At 42.6% G+C, this 18,753-nt stretch carries 10 protein-coding genes, 3 tRNA genes and 1 rRNA gene (1 of these 14 only partly in view); 3 read left to right on the top strand and 11 right to left on the bottom strand.

Annotation, left to right across the window (positions count from 1 at the left end):
* Nucleotides 1-58 precede the first annotated feature (58 nt).
* Nucleotides 59-553, top strand: coding sequence for a DUF6512 family protein (locus DXB39_RS05470; protein WP_117840662.1), 495 nt, complete (start codon nucleotides 59-61; stop codon nucleotides 551-553).
* A 132-nt stretch (nucleotides 554-685) separates the two neighbouring features.
* Here DXB39_RS05470 and DXB39_RS05475 read toward each other — a convergent pair.
* The 5 genes from DXB39_RS05475 to DXB39_RS05495 form a co-directional block, all read right to left on the bottom strand.
* Nucleotides 686-759: transfer RNA gene (locus DXB39_RS05475), tRNA-Met, on the bottom strand.
* A 23-nt stretch (nucleotides 760-782) separates the two neighbouring features.
* Nucleotides 783-855, bottom strand: a tRNA-Val gene (locus tag DXB39_RS05480).
* A 207-nt stretch (nucleotides 856-1,062) separates the two neighbouring features.
* The gene (locus DXB39_RS05485) at nucleotides 1,063-1,914 is read right to left on the bottom strand and encodes a DegV family protein (RefSeq protein WP_117840660.1); all 852 of its coding nucleotides are present in this window, start codon (nucleotides 1,912-1,914) and stop codon (nucleotides 1,063-1,065) included.
* 25 nt (nucleotides 1,915-1,939) lie between these two features.
* On the bottom strand, nucleotides 1,940-4,360 hold the full coding sequence (locus DXB39_RS05490) for a homocysteine S-methyltransferase family protein (RefSeq protein ID WP_117840658.1): 2,421 nt from the start codon (nucleotides 4,358-4,360) through the stop codon (nucleotides 1,940-1,942).
* Nucleotides 4,357-6,165, bottom strand: a complete 1,809-nt coding sequence (locus tag DXB39_RS05495; RefSeq protein ID WP_117840656.1) for a bifunctional homocysteine S-methyltransferase/methylenetetrahydrofolate reductase — start codon at nucleotides 6,163-6,165, stop codon at nucleotides 4,357-4,359. The genes DXB39_RS05490 and DXB39_RS05495 overlap by 4 nt, the downstream gene beginning before the upstream one ends.
* A gap of 169 nt (nucleotides 6,166-6,334) precedes the next feature.
* Between DXB39_RS05495 and DXB39_RS05500 the strand changes: the two genes are divergently transcribed.
* Nucleotides 6,335-7,174 (top strand): Cof-type HAD-IIB family hydrolase, encoded by an 840-nt coding sequence (locus DXB39_RS05500; protein ID WP_022242649.1) that lies wholly within the window; start codon nucleotides 6,335-6,337, stop codon nucleotides 7,172-7,174.
* Nucleotides 7,175-7,539: 365 nt separating this feature from the next.
* Here the strand turns inward: DXB39_RS05500 and DXB39_RS05505 are convergent, their stop codons facing one another.
* Nucleotides 7,540-11,343, bottom strand: a complete 3,804-nt coding sequence (locus tag DXB39_RS05505) for a phosphoribosylformylglycinamidine synthase (protein ID WP_117840654.1) — start codon at nucleotides 11,341-11,343, stop codon at nucleotides 7,540-7,542.
* 178 nt (nucleotides 11,344-11,521) lie between these two features.
* Between DXB39_RS05505 and DXB39_RS05510 the strand changes: the two genes are divergently transcribed.
* Entirely contained in the window at nucleotides 11,522-12,406 is an 885-nt protein-coding gene (locus tag DXB39_RS05510; RefSeq protein ID WP_022243377.1) for a LysR family transcriptional regulator, read from the top strand.
* On the opposite strand, the gene DXB39_RS05515 is transcribed toward DXB39_RS05510, so the two are convergent.
* The 5 genes from DXB39_RS05515 to DXB39_RS14900 form a co-directional block, all read right to left on the bottom strand.
* Nucleotides 12,401-14,752: an ATP-dependent DNA helicase gene (locus DXB39_RS05515; RefSeq protein ID WP_117840652.1), complete on the bottom strand. Its 2,352-nt coding sequence runs from the start codon at nucleotides 14,750-14,752 to the stop codon at nucleotides 12,401-12,403. The two genes, DXB39_RS05510 and DXB39_RS05515, sit on opposite strands and share 6 nt — an antisense overlap.
* 251 nt (nucleotides 14,753-15,003) lie before the next feature.
* Nucleotides 15,004-15,231, bottom strand: a complete 228-nt coding sequence (locus DXB39_RS05520; RefSeq protein WP_117698613.1) for an HPr family phosphocarrier protein — start codon at nucleotides 15,229-15,231, stop codon at nucleotides 15,004-15,006.
* A gap of 465 nt (nucleotides 15,232-15,696) precedes the next feature.
* Nucleotides 15,697-16,650, bottom strand: a complete 954-nt coding sequence (locus DXB39_RS05525; RefSeq protein ID WP_158565963.1) for a magnesium transporter CorA family protein — start codon at nucleotides 16,648-16,650, stop codon at nucleotides 15,697-15,699.
* Between the two features lie 434 nt (nucleotides 16,651-17,084).
* Nucleotides 17,085-17,155 (bottom strand) — tRNA-Trp (locus tag DXB39_RS05530).
* 221 nt (nucleotides 17,156-17,376) lie between these two features.
* A 23S ribosomal RNA gene (locus DXB39_RS14900) occupies nucleotides 17,377-18,753 on the bottom strand; it runs 1,733 nt beyond the window's last position.

Raw genomic sequence — 18,753 nt, forward strand, 5'->3', positions numbered from 1 at the left:
TTCTTTTTTCATATTATTTTCTGTTTTGCATCATACTATAGTTTCAGGAGGTATTTTTATGAATTCTAAAAAACTTTTTATCTGGGGTTTCCTCTTTGTGTCTGTGATTGGATCCCTATTACATTTCGTCTATGAATGGTCCGGTAACAATTCCATCGTACGGCTTTTTGCACCATGGAATGAATCCACCTGGGAGCACATGAAGCTCCTTTTCTTTCCAATGCTGGTTCTTGTGCTTTTTCTCTTTTTCAAACTGCCGGAACAAAGTCCGATTCCAGTAGCACTCTCCATTGGGACGCTGGTTGGGTTGGCATTGATTCCAATTCTCTTCTACACATACACCGGTGTGCTGGGCTTCTCTGTCATGGCGATTGATATTGCAATTTTCTACATCAGTGTTCTGGGTGTCTTTCTTACCGGATGGTTTCTGAAAGATAACCGCAAACTTGCCAACCGCAGTGGACTGCTACTTACCTGCCTTGTAATTCTTGCAATTCTGTTTTTTATCTTTAGTTACTATCCGCCTGAGATTGGACTTTTTCAGGAGCCATAAGCTATTTTTAAATAGGAAAACAGGCCGGTAAGGGATTTACAAGAAATTCTCACCTGCAGTTCTTTCCTGATGCCAGATTTTTTCTTGCTACTCGCAAAAAAAGAATCCTGCATCTGCAAGATTCTTTTTCAGTAGCGGAAGGGAGATTTGAACTCTCGACACCACGGGTATGAACCGTGTGCTCTAGCCAACTGAGCTATTCCGCCATATTCAATTATTTGTTTTGGAATGGGACCTACAGGGCTCGAACCTGTGACCCTCTGCTTGTAAGGCAGATGCTCTCCCAGCTGAGCTAAGATCCCATATTCCTGCGGGTTACTCATCTGCAACCCGCTTTGCTAGTATACTATATAGGAATAGTGAAGTCAAGCACTTTTTCAAAAATATTTTTGAAATATTTAAAATTTTTGAAAATATTTCAAGATTCAAAATTACTCCAATAATTCTGTCAAGCTGCCGGATACCTGCCTTATGAAATACCTTTGCAAATCATACATCTCTCCTTCTCCCTACTCCTTCGCAATAAACAAGACGCCCAGTGTTCCCGGTCCACAGTGGCTGGATACTACACCACCCGCTCTGGTCTCTAAAATTTCATGAAAGACATGCAGGTCATTGAGATAAGCCCGTACCTTATCTACGATTTCCGGGGCACTGCCGGAATGAGTGATAAATACGCGTTCCGGGCGAGCATTCTTAAGTGCTTCTTCCATATCCTTTACATAAGAAAGTACAACCTTTTCCATATTGCCACGGTATTTCTTTCCCGGTCCCATTTTACCATCTTCCACACTGATGCGGGGATGAAGTTTTAACGCACCTCCTGCTAATGCAGCAAGTCCGCTGCATCTGCCACCACGATAAAGATAGGTTAAGGTGTCTACCACAAAGCTTGCCCGAACCAGAGGCTTTAATTCTTCCATGCGTGCAGCAATCTCTGCTGCACCCTTTCCCTGCTGTGCCATTTCGGCTGCTTCTATGACAAGAAGTCCGATACCGGTAGAAAGGTTTGCAGAATCAATTACTGTAACCAGATTTTCTGCCTCCAGTTCTTCCGCTGCAAGACGCATCACATTCATGGAAGAAGACATCCCGGATGCAATGGCAAAACAGATAACCTCCTGACCTTTTTCTACATAAGGCTTTAACAATTCTACTGCCTGCTCTGCAGATGGTGCTGAAGTCTTTGGAGTGGTCTTGTGTTCATCCGACCAGTCAAAAATCTCCTGCGGAGTAATATTTACTCCATCCAGATATTCTTCGTCACCTAATAAAATGTGAAGCGGAAGAATGGTAATATCATAACGTTTTACCAGTTCTTCAGATAAATCACAGGTACTATCTGAAATTATCTTTACCATATCAAAAACCTCCCAAAATAAAAATTTACATTTCTTCCAGCAGACGCTCTACCAGTTTTACACAATCAGCTGCATCCGGGGAATAGCCATCTGCACCGATTTCATCTGCAAAGCTCTGTGTAATTGCTGCGCCACCGACGATAATCTTGCTATTGCAGCCGCGCTCTTTTGCCAGTTCTACCACATCCTTCATACGCATCATGGTAGTGGTCATCAGGGCAGAAAGTCCGATAATCTGGGCATTTTCTTTTAACGCTGTATCCACAATAATATCCGCTGCCACATCCTTGCCAAGGTCTAAGACACGATAACCATAGTTACGGAGCATCAGTGCTACCAGATTCTTACCGATATCGTGTATGTCACCTTCTACGGTTGCAATAATAATGGTTGCCTTTGGCTCTGCGTCCTTATCTTTGGAAAGCATTGGCTCCAAGTATTCAATGGCATGCTGCATGGTCTGCGCACTGGAAATCAGCTGCGGCAGGAAATAAATCTGCTTGTCAAAAAGGACACCTACTTCATTAATGGCAGGAATCAACTGTCCATTAATAATCGCTCCCGGTTCTTCTCCTGCTGCCAAAGCTTTATCTACTTCTTTTAAAATATTGCCCTTATTTCCCTTTAATACACAGTCAAATACCGGATTTGCCGGCTCTAAAGTGCCTGCCGAAGCTGCGTTATCGGTTGCCGGAGCTTCCTTCTGTGCCCGCTGGTTCATCCGATTGATATAGCGGATATCGGAACCTTCTTTATGTAAAAGCATATCCGAAGCCACTGCCGCATTCATTAATAAATCCTGGGATGGATTTGCAATTGCCATCGTAAGTCCTTTTGCAATTGCCATGGTAAGAAATGCACTGTTTACATAAATACGTTCTGGCAGACCGAAGGAAATATTGGAAAGTCCACAGGCTGTGGCAAGGCTCAATTCATCCTTACAATACTGGATGGTATCAAAACATTCCAATGCTGCCAGCGGATTGGCACCTACCGTTGCTACCAGTCCGTCCACGATAATATCTTCTTTATGAAGACCGATTTTTAAGGCTGCATCTAAAATGGTACGGACAATCTGCCGCTTCTCTTCTGCGTCTTTTGGAAGTCCCTCGTCAGAAAGCGGAAGCAAAATAAACATTGCTCCATATTTCTTTGCAATCGGAAGCAATTTTTCGAATTTCTCTTTTTCTAAGGAAATAGAGTTAATCAAAGCTCGTCCCGGATAAATACGAAGTGCTGCTTCAATAATATCCACATGGGATGAATCGATACAAAGCGGACAATCCACTGTATAAGTAACCTCATGAATGGTATTTAACATCATCTGTTTCTCATCAATTCCATTCATACCCATATTGACATCCAGAATGGCTGCACCATTTTCTTCCTGTGCCCGTGCCATATCACGAACCATATTAAGGCTGCCTTCCCGAAGCTCTGCCTGCAATTTCTTCTTTCCGGTCGGATTAATCCGCTCACCAATTACCATAAATGGTCCGTTCAAATCAATTTCTACCGTCTTACGCTCGGAAGTAAGCACTCTTCGTCTTGGTGCTTCCACATGATGGATTCCCATTGGTTTTACTTTATCTGCCAATGCTTTGATATGTGCCGGGGTCGTTCCACAGCATCCACCAATAATCGAAACGCCTTCTTCGACTAATTTTGCACCAACTTCCGCAAATTCTTCCGGTGTGGTCTTGTATACCGTTACACCATCCTCTAATTCCGGTAATCCGGCATTTGGCTTTGCCAAAACAGGAACATAGGCATATTCTACAGTCTGGCGAATCGGCTCTAACATTTCCTCTGGTCCTGTGGAGCAGTTCATTCCAACTGCATCTGCACCCAGGCTCTGCAACGTAACTACCGCAGTTACCGGATCTGTTCCATACAAGCTTCTGCCATCCTCGTTATAAGTCATACTTGCCATAATCGGCAAATCACAGGTTTCACGGATTGCCAGCACAGCGGCTCTTGTTTCCTGCAGACTCATCATGGTCTCAATGATAAATAAGTCTGCTCCCGCATCTGCCACAACTTTGACCTGTTCTTTATAAATATCTACCAGTTCTTCAAACTGCAATTCACCCATCGGATAAAGCTGCTGACCGGTCATGGTAATATCACCGGCTACCAGCGCTTTTCCGCCTGCTGCCTCTTTGGAAATGGCAACTAATTGCTGGTTCATCTCTACCAGCTTATCTGCCAGTCCATATTCTTCTAATTTAATGCGGTTTGCAGTAAAGGTCGGTGCCAAAAGAATCTGTGTTCCAGCCTCCACATAAGCCCGCTGCAAATCTATCATGGTCTGTGGATGCTCTAAAATCCACTGCTCCGGGCAGACTCCTACCGGCATTCCTGCATTCTGAAGATTGCTTCCGGTTGCACCATCTAAGATAACCGGTCCATTTTTTACTAATTCTTTAAATTCCTCTCTTGTCATCTGCGTTCTTCCTCCTGTCGGATTGCCTCAATAATTCTCGCAATTAAGCCCGTCCGGTTAAATGGTGTCATAAAATAAAATCCGTCTGCAATATCATATAATTTTGCTGCGATTTCAACAGATAATTCAATTGCCACTTCTTCTGCCTCTTCTCTTGTCATATCTTCCCGATACCGGTTTACAATTTCATCGGAAACATGGATGCCCGGCATCTCATTTTTCACAAACATTGCATTCTTATAGCTTACCAGCGGCATAATACCGCACATGATTTTGGTGTCAATGTGTTCTTTGATATAAGTCAGTCTTTCCACATCTTCCTCGGTATATACCGGCTGTGTCAGGAAATAACCGCATCCTGCTTCCGCTTTACGCTTCATCCGTTCAATAATCGCATCCGGATTGGCGCCATGATAATTCAGTGCACCACCATAATAAACCGGCTCCTGTGCAAAAACTTCTAAATTCATTTCCTTAACATACTGCATCAGTTTGATGGAATTGAAATCAAAAACAGAAGTCACTCTTTCGCGGTCTGCCCTTGAAACCGGGTCTCCGGTCACAATCAGGAAATGGCGGACATCATTCATATGCATGCCTAAAAGACCTGCCCGCAACGCAATCACATTGCGGTCACGGCAGCTGATATGTGGCATTACTGCCACACCGGTCTTCTGCTGGATTTTCACTGCCAGCTGTCCGGCATCCATTCTCGCCCGCGCCATTGGGGAATCGGAAAGGGTAATCAGATCCACATTACATTTTCTTAAATCTTCTGCTCCTTTCATAACCTTGGATGCATCCTCGGAAAATGGCGGGTCCAATTCTACAATATAAGCCTTCTCCCCACGGGAAAGCTTCTCTTCAAAAATAGATGGAGTTCTTGTAACCTCCTGCGTTACTACATTTTCAATTTTCTTTGCTGCCTTCGGCACATCCTGTAACTCGCCAGAAAGCAAAGCAATATATTCCGGTGTGGTTCCACAGCAGCCACCTAAAATATCGGTGCCAAGGGCTGCAATATCCTTCATTTTTTCTGCATAATAAGATGCATTATTGGAATAAATTGTCTTTCCCCGCAAAGTATATGGGTACCCTGCATTTGGAAGTGCTGATACGAATTTGTCACTGGAGAACTTCAGGTTCTTCATAAACTGATACATGTGGGTACTGTCCAGTTCACAGTTAAATCCATAGGCATCCACATTTTCCATCTCGGAAGCTTCTACTGCCACACGTTGCATGGAGAGACCTGAGCGGGTGTATCCACTTTTGTCAAACGCAAACTGCACCAGAATAAATGCGTCTGATTTTTCTTTGATATATGCCGTCACCGGCTCAATATAGGTAAAGTCACTCTGTGTCTCAAATACAAAACAGTCTGCGCCACAAGAAAGGAAGGTGTCACAAATTTCTTTGTACTCCTGTAACACATTGTCATAGTCCTGATGGTCAAGATCATAAATCGGTCCTAAATCTGCTCCGATAAATACCGGAATCTCTTTTCCATTTTCTGCCTGAAATGCGGTTACTGCTTCCTTTGCAATCTCATAGCCCGCCCGGACTGTCTCTTTTACTTCCTGCATATCTGCAAGAAACATGGTATTTGCTGCAAATGTATTGGTACGGATCAGCCTTGCTCCCGCACGCAGATATTCTAAATGAATCTCCTTAATCTGCTCCGGATTCTTGAGATTCTCCTTTTCTGCAATCACGGTATCTTCGCTGTATTTTTCCTCATAATAAGTGCCCATGGCACCATCGGTTATCAGTCTTTGTTCTTTGATATATTCTTTTATATTCATAGTATGCTCCAGTTTATCTTACATTTGAATTCCTACTAATTATATATGTAAGCTCCTTTTCCTGCAACTTAAAAATATAAATTTAATCCGGTGAGTTGCTTTTTTCATTTTCTGTGCTACACTGTTATTCATTGACAATGATATTTTCAAATACAAAGGAGTACACTTGATGAATTCAGTAAAGCTAATTGCCTTAGACATCGATGGCACCCTCTATAATAAAGACGGTGTCATTACCTCTTATAATAAAGAAATGATTCGAAAAGCCGTAGAAAACGGGATTACCGTTATTATCTCCACCGGCCGGCCTTATATCGGTCTTCCTGTGGATGAAATGAAGGAGCTTGGCATCCAATATGCCATTACTGCCAACGGTTCTGCGGTATACCGCGTCCCGGAAAAGGAACTGCTCTTAGATGAAAGCATGGATACCGATTTAAGTGTCCGGCTGTTACGCAAGCTCTATACGCAGTCTCTTCATATCGATGCCTTTATCAATGGTGACGGCTATACCCAGTTTTCCACCAGCGAGCTTACCAACCTATTAGATATTCCGGATTCCTTAAAAAAATATATCCAGACCACCCGGAAGACGATTACTGACTTAGCTGCTTATATCGAAGAACATAAACTTTGTGTTTCAAAACTGACTTTAAACTTTGCACCGGATGCAGATGGAAGCTATACCACAAGAGAAAAAACAAAAGAAATCTTAGACACCTTCCCGGAAGTCACTTATGTGTCCGGCGGTTTTCATAACTTAGAAGTTACCAGATGCGGCATTGCCAAATCCAAAGGACTTAAATTCCTCTGTGATTACCTCCACATTTCCATGGAAGATACCATGGCGGTAGGTGACAGCGAAAATGATCTCGATATCGTCAAAGCTGCCGGCATTGGCGTTGCCATGGGAAATGCGCAACAGCTCTTAAAAGATTCGGCTGATTTCATTTCCCTTTCTAATGAAGAAGATGGTGTTGCATACGCAATCGAGCGGTTCTGCTTTTAACAGAACCGCTCGTTGTATACGCTAGAACTTTGTACATACTTTATATTTATGTCGTAAAGTATTCATCGTATAGTCGTTATAATCTATTTTCTTATCCTTCTGAAGTCTTCCTAATACAATACCTGGATCACGATTTATTTTATTTGCAAATTTCTTAATAGCCTGTAAATCAAATTCACCCTGTCTTATAAATTCCTGATAATACCCTTTCGGAATCAGACTATCTTCTGCGAAACGATTCGCCGCTTCCTCCTGCTCACCACAATTTTTAATGTTTCATGTACTTACCATCTTCTACTAAAAAAAGACCTTGCAGAAAGGATTTCTCCTATCTACAAGGTCTTGCTCTTCTTTATTCCTATTTTTTATTTGAAGTATGCTACTCCACTTTCGAACAGCTTCATATCCTGCTCGCCGTAAATGTTGACTGCAACAGACTCTCCACGACGCTCTGCATGTGCCATCTTACCAAGGACACGTCCGTCCGGACTGGTGATACCTTCGATTGCCATGTAAGAACCGTTTACGTTCCACTCTTCATCCATGGTTGGAACACCGGCTTCGTTTACATACTGGGTTGCCACCTGACCATTCTCAAAGAGCTTGTCTAACCACTCCTTCGGAGCAACGAAACGTCCTTCTCCATGAGATGCCGGGTTACAGTATACGCCGCCAAGCTCAGCCTGTGCTAACCATGGGGACTTGTTGGTCACTACCTTGGTATATACCATCTTGGAAATATGACGTCCGATGGTATTGTAGGTCAGAGTCGGTGAATCCGGTCTCTGGTGTGTAATCTTGCCGTAAGGAACCAGACCTAATTTAATCAGTGCCTGGAATCCGTTACAGATACCAAGTGCAAGACCGTCACGCTCATTTAAAAGCTTGTTTACAGCTTCTTTCATCTTCTCATTACGGAATGCTGTTGCAAAGAATTTTGCTGAGCCTTCCGGTTCATCTCCTGCGGAGAATCCACCAGGGAACATGATAATCTGTGCTTCATCAATTGCTTTTACAAATACATCAACAGAATCACGGATGTCTTCTGCATTTAAGTTCTTAAATACCTTTACGGTTACATCTGCACCTGCATTTTCAAATGCTTTCGCACTGTCGTACTCGCAGTTGGTTCCCGGGAATACCGGAATAAATACATGTGGGCGGGCAACTTTGTGCTTGCAGACATAAATGTCTTTTGTATCGTAAAGTCCGCTCTTCACTTCTTCTGTTCCGGTGGTTGCTCTGGTTGGGAATACTTTCTCTAAAGTCTGTCCCCATGCTTCGATTGCTTCATCCATGGAAATGCTCATATCACCATAGATAAAGTTCTTGCTGTCATTTACTGCACCCACAACAGCTCCGTTCGCTGCAAGGCCTGCTGCTGCAAGGATTTCCTGTGCTTTTACAACTTTATTTTCCGGAACTTCTGCTACGATATTTCCAAAGCCCGATGCAAATAATGTTTCTTTTGTTACATCTACATTTACAGTAACGCCAAGTTTATTACCAAATGCCATCTTGCTGACTGCTGCTGCAAGACCTTTTCCGTCTAATGCATAAGCTGCTACGATAACGCCTGTCTCAGTCATCTCATGAATTGCATCATAAAGCTTCATAACCTGTGCGTAATCCGGCATATCATAAGCATCTTTTTCGATGGTAAATAACATCAGCTTATCATTTTCTTTCTTAAGCTCCGGTGTGATAACATCTTTTTCTTTTGCTACATCAACTGCAAAGGATACCAGTGTTGGCGGTACATCAATTTCATTGAAGGAACCGGACATGGAGTCCTTTCCACCGATGGATGGAAGTCCGAAACCAATCTGCGCATTATAAGCACCAAGCAGTGCTGCAAATGGCTGGCTCCAACGACTTGGCTCCTCCGACATTCTGCGGAAGTATTCCTGGAATGTGAAACGAATCTTGTGGAAATCACCACCGGCTGTTACGATACGGGAAACAGACTCTAATACTGCATAAGCTGCTCCATGGTATGGGCTCCATGAAGATAAATATGGATCAAATCCGTAACTCATCATGGTTACTGTATCGCATTTTCCATTCATAACCGGAAGTTTTGCAACCATACTCTGTGTCTCGGTCAACTGATATTTTCCACCATATGGCATGTATACACTGCCTGCTCCGATAGAACCATCAAACATTTCTACGAGACCCTTCTGGGAACATACGTTAAGGTCTTTTAATTCATTTAACCATGCAGCTTTCATATCGCCTGCTGCAACTGCTTCTTCTACAGCCTTTGTGCCGATTTTATTTAAATAATTCTCTTCTTTTACCGGAAGCTCTACCTTTACATCAGTCTCCTGATGTGCTCCGTTGGTGTCTAAGAATGCTCTGGAAAGATTTACAATTTCTTTTCCTCTCCAGGATAATACTAATCTTGGCTCTTCGGTTACAACGGCAACTTTCACAGCCTCTAAGTTTTCTTCTTTTGCATAATCTAAGAACTGCTGTGCATCTTCCGGTGCAACAACAACTGCCATACGCTCCTGAGACTCGGAAATAGCAAGTTCTGTTCCGTCCAGTCCAGCATATTTCTTAGGTACTTTATCCAAATCAACCTGTAATCCGTCTGCAAGCTCTCCGATTGCTACGGACACTCCACCGGCACCAAAGTCATTACATTTCTTAATAATGTGGGCAACTTCTTCTCTGCGGAAAAGTCTCTGAATCTTACGTTCGGTAGGTGGGTTACCTTTCTGAACCTCTGCTCCACAGGTATCAATGGATTCTGTATTGTGTGCTTTAGAGGAACCGGTTGCTCCACCGCAGCCATCACGTCCGGTACGTCCGCCTAAGAGGATAATAATATCTCCCGGATCAGAAGTCAGTCTCTGAACGGCACGACGAGGTGCTGCTCCCATAACGGCTCCGATTTCCATTCTCTTAGCAACATAATCCGGATGATATACTTCTTTGACATATCCAGTAGCAAGTCCAATCTGGTTACCATAGGAACTGTATCCCTGTGCTGCGCCGCGAACCAGTTTCTTCTGAGGAAGCTTTCCTTCCATGGTATCTTTTACAGATACGGTAGGGTCAGCAGCTCCGGTTACACGCATTGCCTGATATACATAGGTACGTCCTGACAACGGGTCACGGATTGCTCCACCAAGACAGGTTGCAGCTCCACCAAACGGCTCGATTTCGGTTGGGTGGTTGTGGGTCTCATTTTTAAAGTTTACAAGCCATTCTTCTGTCTTGCCATCTACTTCAACAGGCACTACGATAGAGCAGGCATTAATCTCATCGGACTCTTCCTGATCCTGTAATTTTCCTTCTTTTTTCAGACGCTTCATTGCCATTAATGCAATGTCCATTAAGCAGACAAATTTGTCATCTCTACCCTCATACATTTTCTTATGTGTATCAAGATAATCCTCATATGTCTTTTCCATTGGCTCTTTGTAAAAACCATCTTCAAATGCAACATTTTTCAGTTCGGTAGAAAATGTGGTATGACGGCAATGGTCTGACCAGTAGGTATCCAGCACACGAATCTCGGTCATGGATGGGTCTCTATCTTCTTCTCCATGGAAATAGTTCTGAATATGTAAGAAATCCTTGAATGTCATAGCCAGTCCAAGGGAATCATAGAGTGCTTTTAATTCCTGCTCCGGCATATCCTTAAATCCAGTCATAATCTTAACATCTGCAGGCTCCGGGAACTCTGTTACCAAAGTCTCAGGCTTCTCCATGCCGGTCTCTCTGGAATCTACCGGGTTGATGCAGTGATGCTTGATTGCCTCTAACTGCTCAGCGTTGATATCTCCGTAAATAACATACGTTGTTGCGGTACGGATAACCGGCTCTTCATCCTCTTTTAAAAGCTTCACACACTGCTCTGCAGAATCTGCTCTCTGGTCGAACTGTCCCGGAAGGAATTCAACGGAAAATACTTTTCCATCCCCCATTTCAAAATTCTCTTCATAGACATCATCTACCGGCGGCTCTGAAAATACAGTCTGAACTGCTCTTTTATATACATCATCGGAAATGTTTTCAATATCATAACGAATCAGGACACGTACCTTATCTACTGCGCTGATTCCAAGATAACTCTTAATCTCTGCATGTAACTCTTTGGCGCGTACTGCGTAAGCGTCTTTTTTCTCTACATACACTCTTCTTACCTTACTCATCTTCTACCTCCTGAATGTTTACTTTCTTATGCTCATTATAGCACGGCATTATGAATAAGAACAATTAATATATTTAATTTTATTTATAAGAGTTACTAATGTTGACACAGTTATAAGCGTCACTTATAATAAAGGAAAATATGTAAGATATGCATTCTGATATGATAAAGGAGCCATTATGGATATTAATTACGAATTATATAAAGTATTCTACCACGTTGCTACTTCCTTAAGCTTCTCGGAAGCCAGCAAGCAGCTTTACATTTCCCAGTCTGCAGTAAGCCAGTCCATCAAGACCTTAGAAAAGAAATTAGAGCAGCCGCTTTTTATCCGGAGCACCAAGAAAGTCCAGCTTACTCCGGCAGGACAGGTTCTGTTAAAACACATTGAACCTGCCATGAATCTCATCGCCCGCGGGGAAAACCAGCTCTTAGAGTCCAATACTCTTGGATTGGGTCAGCTTCATATTGCTGCCAGCGATACTATCTGCCGCTATTTTTTAGTACCTTATTTAAAAGAATTTCATAAAAAATTTCCCAGCGTTCCCATCAAGGTTACCAATGCAACCTCTCTTGGCTGCGTTGACCTCTTAGAGCAGGGAAAAGTCGATATTGCCGTTACCAACTGCCCGAATGTACGATTAAATCAATCCTACATCCGCAAAATGGTACTGGATTTTACGGATGTATTTATTGCGAATCCATCCTACTTTAATTTAAAACAACAGGAATTAAGTTTCCGGGATTTAACAAAATATCCTCTGCTGATGCTCGATAACAAGAGTACCACCAGCGAATTCATGCACAATCTCTTCCTCTCCCATCAGTTGGAGCTGATTCCGGAAATTGAACTGAGCAGTAATGACCTTCTGATTGACCTTGCCCGCATCGGTCTTGGCATTGCCTGCATTCCGGACTACTGTTTAAAACATGAATCCAAAGATTTGTTTATCTTAAAAACCTTAGAACCTCTTCCGCGAAGACAGCTTGCCGTCTCCGTCAATCCGAATCTTCCGATTCTTACTTCTACGGAAGAATTCTTAAACCTGCTGCCGACATTATAAATGCATTTCCTCCCAGAAGGTTGTCAGCTTTTCTTCCAGATTGGAAAGTTGGCACACACTCCGCTGTTCCCACTCTCTTGGGAACAGCCGCTGATAATCATTCTGCAGAAAGCGTTCATCCAAAAGCTCGATAATTCCCACGTCTTCTGCAGTCCGGATAACACGTCCCGCTGCCTGAAGTACCTTATTCATTCCCGGATACCGATAGGCATAGTCGAATCCCATGCCCTCTTTCTTATCATAATACTCTTTTAAAATTTCCCGCTCATTGCTAATCTGCGGCAGACCGGTTCCTACGATAATTGCGCCAATCAACTGCTCCCTCTTTAAGTCAATTCCTTCTCCAAAGATGCCGCCCATAACACAAAATGCCACCAGGGACTCTTCTTTTTCCTCCTGAAATGCTTCTAAGAAAGCTTCTCTTTCCTCTTCCCGCATGCCGGATTCCTGACAGATGCAGGTAATTGTTTCATCCATCCGCAGTTCAAATGCCTCATGCACTTTTTTCAGGAAAAGATAGGATGGGAAAAACACCATATAATTGCCCTTTTTCTTCTTTATTGTACGATAAATATAATCTGCAATCCTTCCGTATTCTTCCGGTGTTCTTCTGGTATATTTACTGCTGACATCATTTCCGATTAACAAAAGTCTCTTATCCTGAGAAAATGTTGTCCTGGCATAAACCGCATAATTATCCGTTTTATTCGTCAAAAGCTCCTTATAATACTGAACCGGCAGCAGCGTTGCCGAGAAGAAAATCGTAGCATTTCCCTTATCCAGACACTCCTGCAGATTAAAGGACGGATCCACGCAAAAAAGCTTTATGACAAATCTGCCCTCTTCATCATGCTGCCCGTAAATTACATAATGCTCATCCACACGCTCATAGATATTCAAGAAATTGCGCAATTCAAAATAGAAATCAAGAACCACATCCCGCCCCGGGAACTCCGGATTCTTCTGCATATATTCTTCGATTTTTGCTGCAAGACGCATACAGGAGAAAATGAGATTCGGAATGCTTTCGTAAATCTGATAGGTTTCGCATTCTCTCTTATATTCTAACATCAGCTTATTGCATTTGCTCAGTTCCTTCTCAATGGCAGAGCTTCTTGGCTTCATAATTTTCCGCGCCGCAAGAATATCCTCTTTGACAAGGGCGGCACTATACATCTCCCGTCCACGTTCCACAAGATTGTGTGCCTCATCCACCAGAAAGATATAATCACCCTTGATGCCATCTGCGAAAAAACGCTTTAGATACACATTCGGGTCAAAGACATAATTATAATCACAGATAATATTATCCGCCCAGGTTGCCGTGTCCAGACACATTTCAAACGGGCAGACCTGATATTCTTTTGCATGTGCCTGCAAAACTTCTCTTGTCATATTATTTTCTTTCTGTAATAAATCGTAAACCGCATCATTTACCCGGTCAAAATGCCCCTTTGCATAAGGGCAGCTTACGGGATTACAGTCCACTTCCTCACAAGGGCATAATTTTTCTTTCGCTGTAATCTGCACACTTTTTGCCCGATAACCCTTTTCACATAAAATGCCAAGGGTCTCTTTTGCCACATTTGCGGTAACAGTCTTGGCAGTTAAGTAAAAAATCTTATCACCTAATCCTTCTCCCACCGCTTTGATTGCCGGATATAATGTAGAAATGGTCTTGCCTACTCCGGTGGGTGCCTGAATAAACAGATTCTTTTTTCTGGCTATCGTACGGTAAACCCCGGCAGCCAACTCCTTCTGTCCCTCCCGGTACGGAAACGGAAATGCCAGTTCCTTAATGGATGCCTGCCGTTTCTTCCGCCACTCATACTGAAAATCCGCCCATTTCTTATATTTTAAAATCAAATCTGAAAACCATTCCTGCAGCTGCTGCATACTATATTCATAAGAAAAATATTTTAAATCTCCGGTATCGAGATTTCCATATGTCATCTGAACATTGATTTTCTGTAAATCATTCTGGATTCCATATATGTACGCATAGCACTTTGCCTGTGCCAGATGTACCTTTACGGGTTTTTCCAATAAGTCAAGGCTTAAATATACGCCTTTTATCTCATCAATGGTAACTGTTTCTTCTATTATAATGCCGTCTGCCCGTCCCCAGATTCCAAGCTCATAATTTTCTTCCTCAATGATAATATTTAAAGGAACCTCGGCATGGTAAGTGCTTCCCATCTTCTTTTGAATCTTCCGATGGAGTCTGCTGCCCGCCTGCATGGCTTCCATCGTATCAAGACTGGCTCTGCGGTTATCAATGTCTCCGGAACGCAAGATAAACTCCACCAGATTTCGTACCGATATTCTTATCTGCTCACGTTCCATTCCGCTGTCACCCCTTTTCATCCCATCTTATACTTATTTCTATTTATGCTATTCACTATTTTTTCTATTTATCAATTTTTGAAAAATCTCATTTTTCTAGCAGACTTTAAAGGAATTGAAACGTACTCTCATTTCATAATAACAAAAAAATACCAGATAGAAAAGACAATATCCAAATTGTCCGCTACCCGGTATTTCTTCTTACCTTATGAACCTGTATTTTCTGGCTGCCAGAAAACCTGTGCCATCATTTAAGCAGTTGCATACTTGCTTAATACATTCTCAAAGTTCATATCATGTCCGCCATACTTAACAGTAAGCTCTCGATTCAGATCTAGACTTAATACTCCAAGAAAAGACTTTGCGTCAATTATTACTCTATTGTATGAAATATCAATGTCAAAATCACATTTTCCTGCCTCACGTACAAAGTCTCTAACCTCTTCTGTGCCAGCTAATTTGATTTTCTTTTCATTCATTTTTTTCACCATCCTCAAAAAAATAAACTGATTTACTTTTGATTCTTGAGCATTATGACACCATTTCTTTTTTTTGTCAATTTTCGCTTACCATCTTAGTATATGAATTTTATGAGCATTTTACACAATAAATTTTTCTGTTTTTCTCCATTTTGGTCTTACCAAAATTAGTTTGCCTGTCACATTTTGTCGTTTTTTATGGTACTTTAGTCACATTTACAAGTTTTTTTTTACTCAGTCAATATTTTTTATCGTTTTTCACAAATTTTTGTGTCAAAAAATAAGGTAATAAGCCTCGCATTCCTTCAAAAGTCTTCAAAAAAGCTCCAAATTCCATCATTATTCCTAAACTTCTTTCCACACATAACATTTACATAATACTTACTATTGCACTTTTTTCCGTACATTCAGCGGTTTTCCATATAAGTGGACATTTTGTGTATTATAACGTGATTGTATCACTCATTATATTACGTCTTTCGAAGATATCCAGATCTGCTTTTTCTTGAAATATACTATCTCTATAATAATAAGAAGAACGGACACTCCGATTACTGCCAGATAACCATATTTCCATTGAAATTCCGGCATTCCCGGAAAATTCATTCCATACCAGCCTGTAATTAGTGTCAATGGCAAAAAGAGAGTTGTTACAATGGTCAGAATACTCATAATCCGGTTCTGGTGAATATCAATCTGCGTCTGATACATTTCACGGATTTGCTGTAAATACTCGCGGATTGTCTCTACGTAATTATGCAGCCGTTCCACACGATTCATATAGCGTTCCCAGCCCTGTTCCTCTTCTACTAAAGACTCCCGGTTCATATACATCTGCATGAAATCTCCCATATTCATCAACTGTTCATAATATGCCCGGCTCTCTGAAAGCTGCTTCCGATAACGCATAATTACTTCATTAAAATGCTCCGGTATCCTCTTAATTACAACATCCTCTACCTTCTCCAAATTTTCCTCTATCTTTTGCAGATAAAGAATATCATTGTCAATTAATGCATTACAAATAAAGAGCAACACCATATGAAGTGTGCAGCCATCAAACATATCATTTTTGACCTTTGCCAATATTTCCTGTAATTCCTCATCTTCTTCTATTAAAAATAGTTTATTTTCAAAGAGATAAAAGCCAAAGGAAAACTCTTTTTCCTTTTTACTTCCCTGTTTTGGTACATGTATAATCCCCTGTACACATTCATGAAATGCCTCTACTTTGCTATAGCGGATAAAACGCATGCTGCTAATCAGATTCTTTCGATGCGGATAATTTCCTTCTAATTGCTGAAATTCTTCCATATTTAATAGTATTATCTGCGGTTCTGATTCCTTTTCTATATTTTTCCCATTATCCCTTGCTAAAGAAAGTTCTCCTGATGCCGCATGCAACCAATACCTGTTCATTTCTCTTACAGCTCCCTTCCTCACAATCCTGTTTTCATTCATCACATATTTTCTTCTATGTCAGCAGACTACCCTTTATAAAACTTCTCTTTCATTACTTTCTCTTAGATTTTAACACTCTTTGTCTATTTTATACCACTTTTCTTTTTTATACAAAATTTACTGCTAATAGCTGTTTGTGAATTCATGCTAAGTCTGCCAGTAGCTTCTTACGAATACCTGGCACAACTACGAGAAACACGCTTTGCGAGTTTCTCGCTACTCGCATAACAAAGAATGTGCCTTGGCACATTCTCACGCCTGCGGCGGTCGCTTGCGACATCTACCTTATACGCCGCAGTGTGCATCCTCGCAGGGCGTTTTTTACTTTACAGGAAAGCAATTTCCTGTAAAGTAAAAAAAAGAAAGTATAAAATATACTTTCTATTTAAGAACAGGGGTGGAAGGAATCGAACCCTCCTCTGGAGTTTTGGAGACTCTTATTCTACCGATGAACTACACCCCTATATGCTAAAATGACGTACAAGTACGTCACAATAGGTTTGTTTTGTAACATACCTTCAAAACTTCATACAGGAATCCGAAAACTTTATTTCTAAGATGGTCATCTCAAATGCTTCGCATTTTCGATGTCATTTGCAGGCAAATGTTCGTCCGGCTTAAGAGCTGTTTCCGCAGATAAATCTGCTCCACATCTCTTCATCCGTCCTACCATCTTACTGCTTTTTGGTCAAGCCCTCGACCGATTAGTAACAGTCAGCTCCACACGTTACCGTGCTTCCACCTCTGCCCTATCTACCTGATACTCTTTCAGGGGTCTTACTGTCTTATAGACAGGGACATCTCATCTTGGGGGGGGCTTCACGCTTAGATGCCTTCAGCGTTTATCCCTTCCGGACTTGGCTACCCAGCTATGGATTTGGTATCCAGCTGATGCACCAGTGGTCCGTCCAGCCCGGTCCTCTCGTACTAAGGCCAGCTCCCCTCAGATATCCTACGCCCGCGCCGGATAGGGACCGAACTGTCTCACGACGTTCTGAACCCAGCTCGCGTACCGCTTTAATGGGCGAACAGCCCAACCCTTGGGACCTGCTACAGCCCCAGGATGCGATGAGCCGACATCGAGGTGCCAAACCACTCCGTCGATGTGAACTCTTGGGAGTGATAAGCCTGTTATCCCCAGGGTAGCTTTTATCCGTTGAGCGATGGCAATCCCACTTTATGCCACCGGATCACTAAGTCCTACTTTCGTACCTGCTCCACCCGTCGGTGTCGCAGTCAAGCTCCCTTCTGCCTTTGCACTCTTTAAATGGTTTCCGACCATTCTGAGGGAACCTTTGAGCGCCTCCGATACCCTTTCGGAGGCGACCGCCCCAGTCAAACTCCCCGCCTGGCATTGTCCCACCGCTGGTTCACAGCGGCTGGTTAGAAACCCAATACTGCAAGGGTGGTATCCCAACAGCGACTCTGTTAAGACTGGCGTCCTAACTTCTTCGTCTCCCACCTATCCTGTACATGCAGTACCGAATCCCAGTACCAAACTGGAGTAAAGCTCCATGGGGTCTTTCCGTCCTGGCGCGGGTAACCAGCATCTTCACTGGTACTTCAATTTCACCGGATGTATTGTCGAGACAGTGCTCAAATCATTACGCCTTTCGTGCGGGTCGGAACTTACCCGACAAGGAATTTCGCTACCTTAGGACCGTTATAGTTACGGCCGCCGTTTACTGGGGCTTAAATTCAAAGCTTCGCTTGCGCTAACCTCTCCTCTTAACCTTCCAGCACCGGGCAGGCGTCAGCCCATATACTTCACCTTTCGGTTTTGCATAGACCTGTGTTTTTGCTAAACAGTTGCTTGAGCCTATTCTCTGCGGCCTGATTTCTCAGGCACCCCTTCTCCCGAAGTTACGGGGTCATTTTGCCGAGTTCCTTAACAATACTTCTTCCGTCGGCCTTAGGATTCTCTCCTCATCCACCTGTGTCGGTTTACGGTACGGGCACATATGGCACAATAGCGGCTTTTCTCGGCAGCCGGTCCGCATGCTTCGCTACTTTGGTTCGCTCCACATCACAGCAAGGACTTTCGTGTGCGGATTTGCCAAC

Source organism: Roseburia sp. OM03-7AC (genome assembly GCF_003462625.1).
Classification (GTDB): Bacteria; Bacillota; Clostridia; order Lachnospirales; family Lachnospiraceae; genus Roseburia_C; species Roseburia_C amylophila.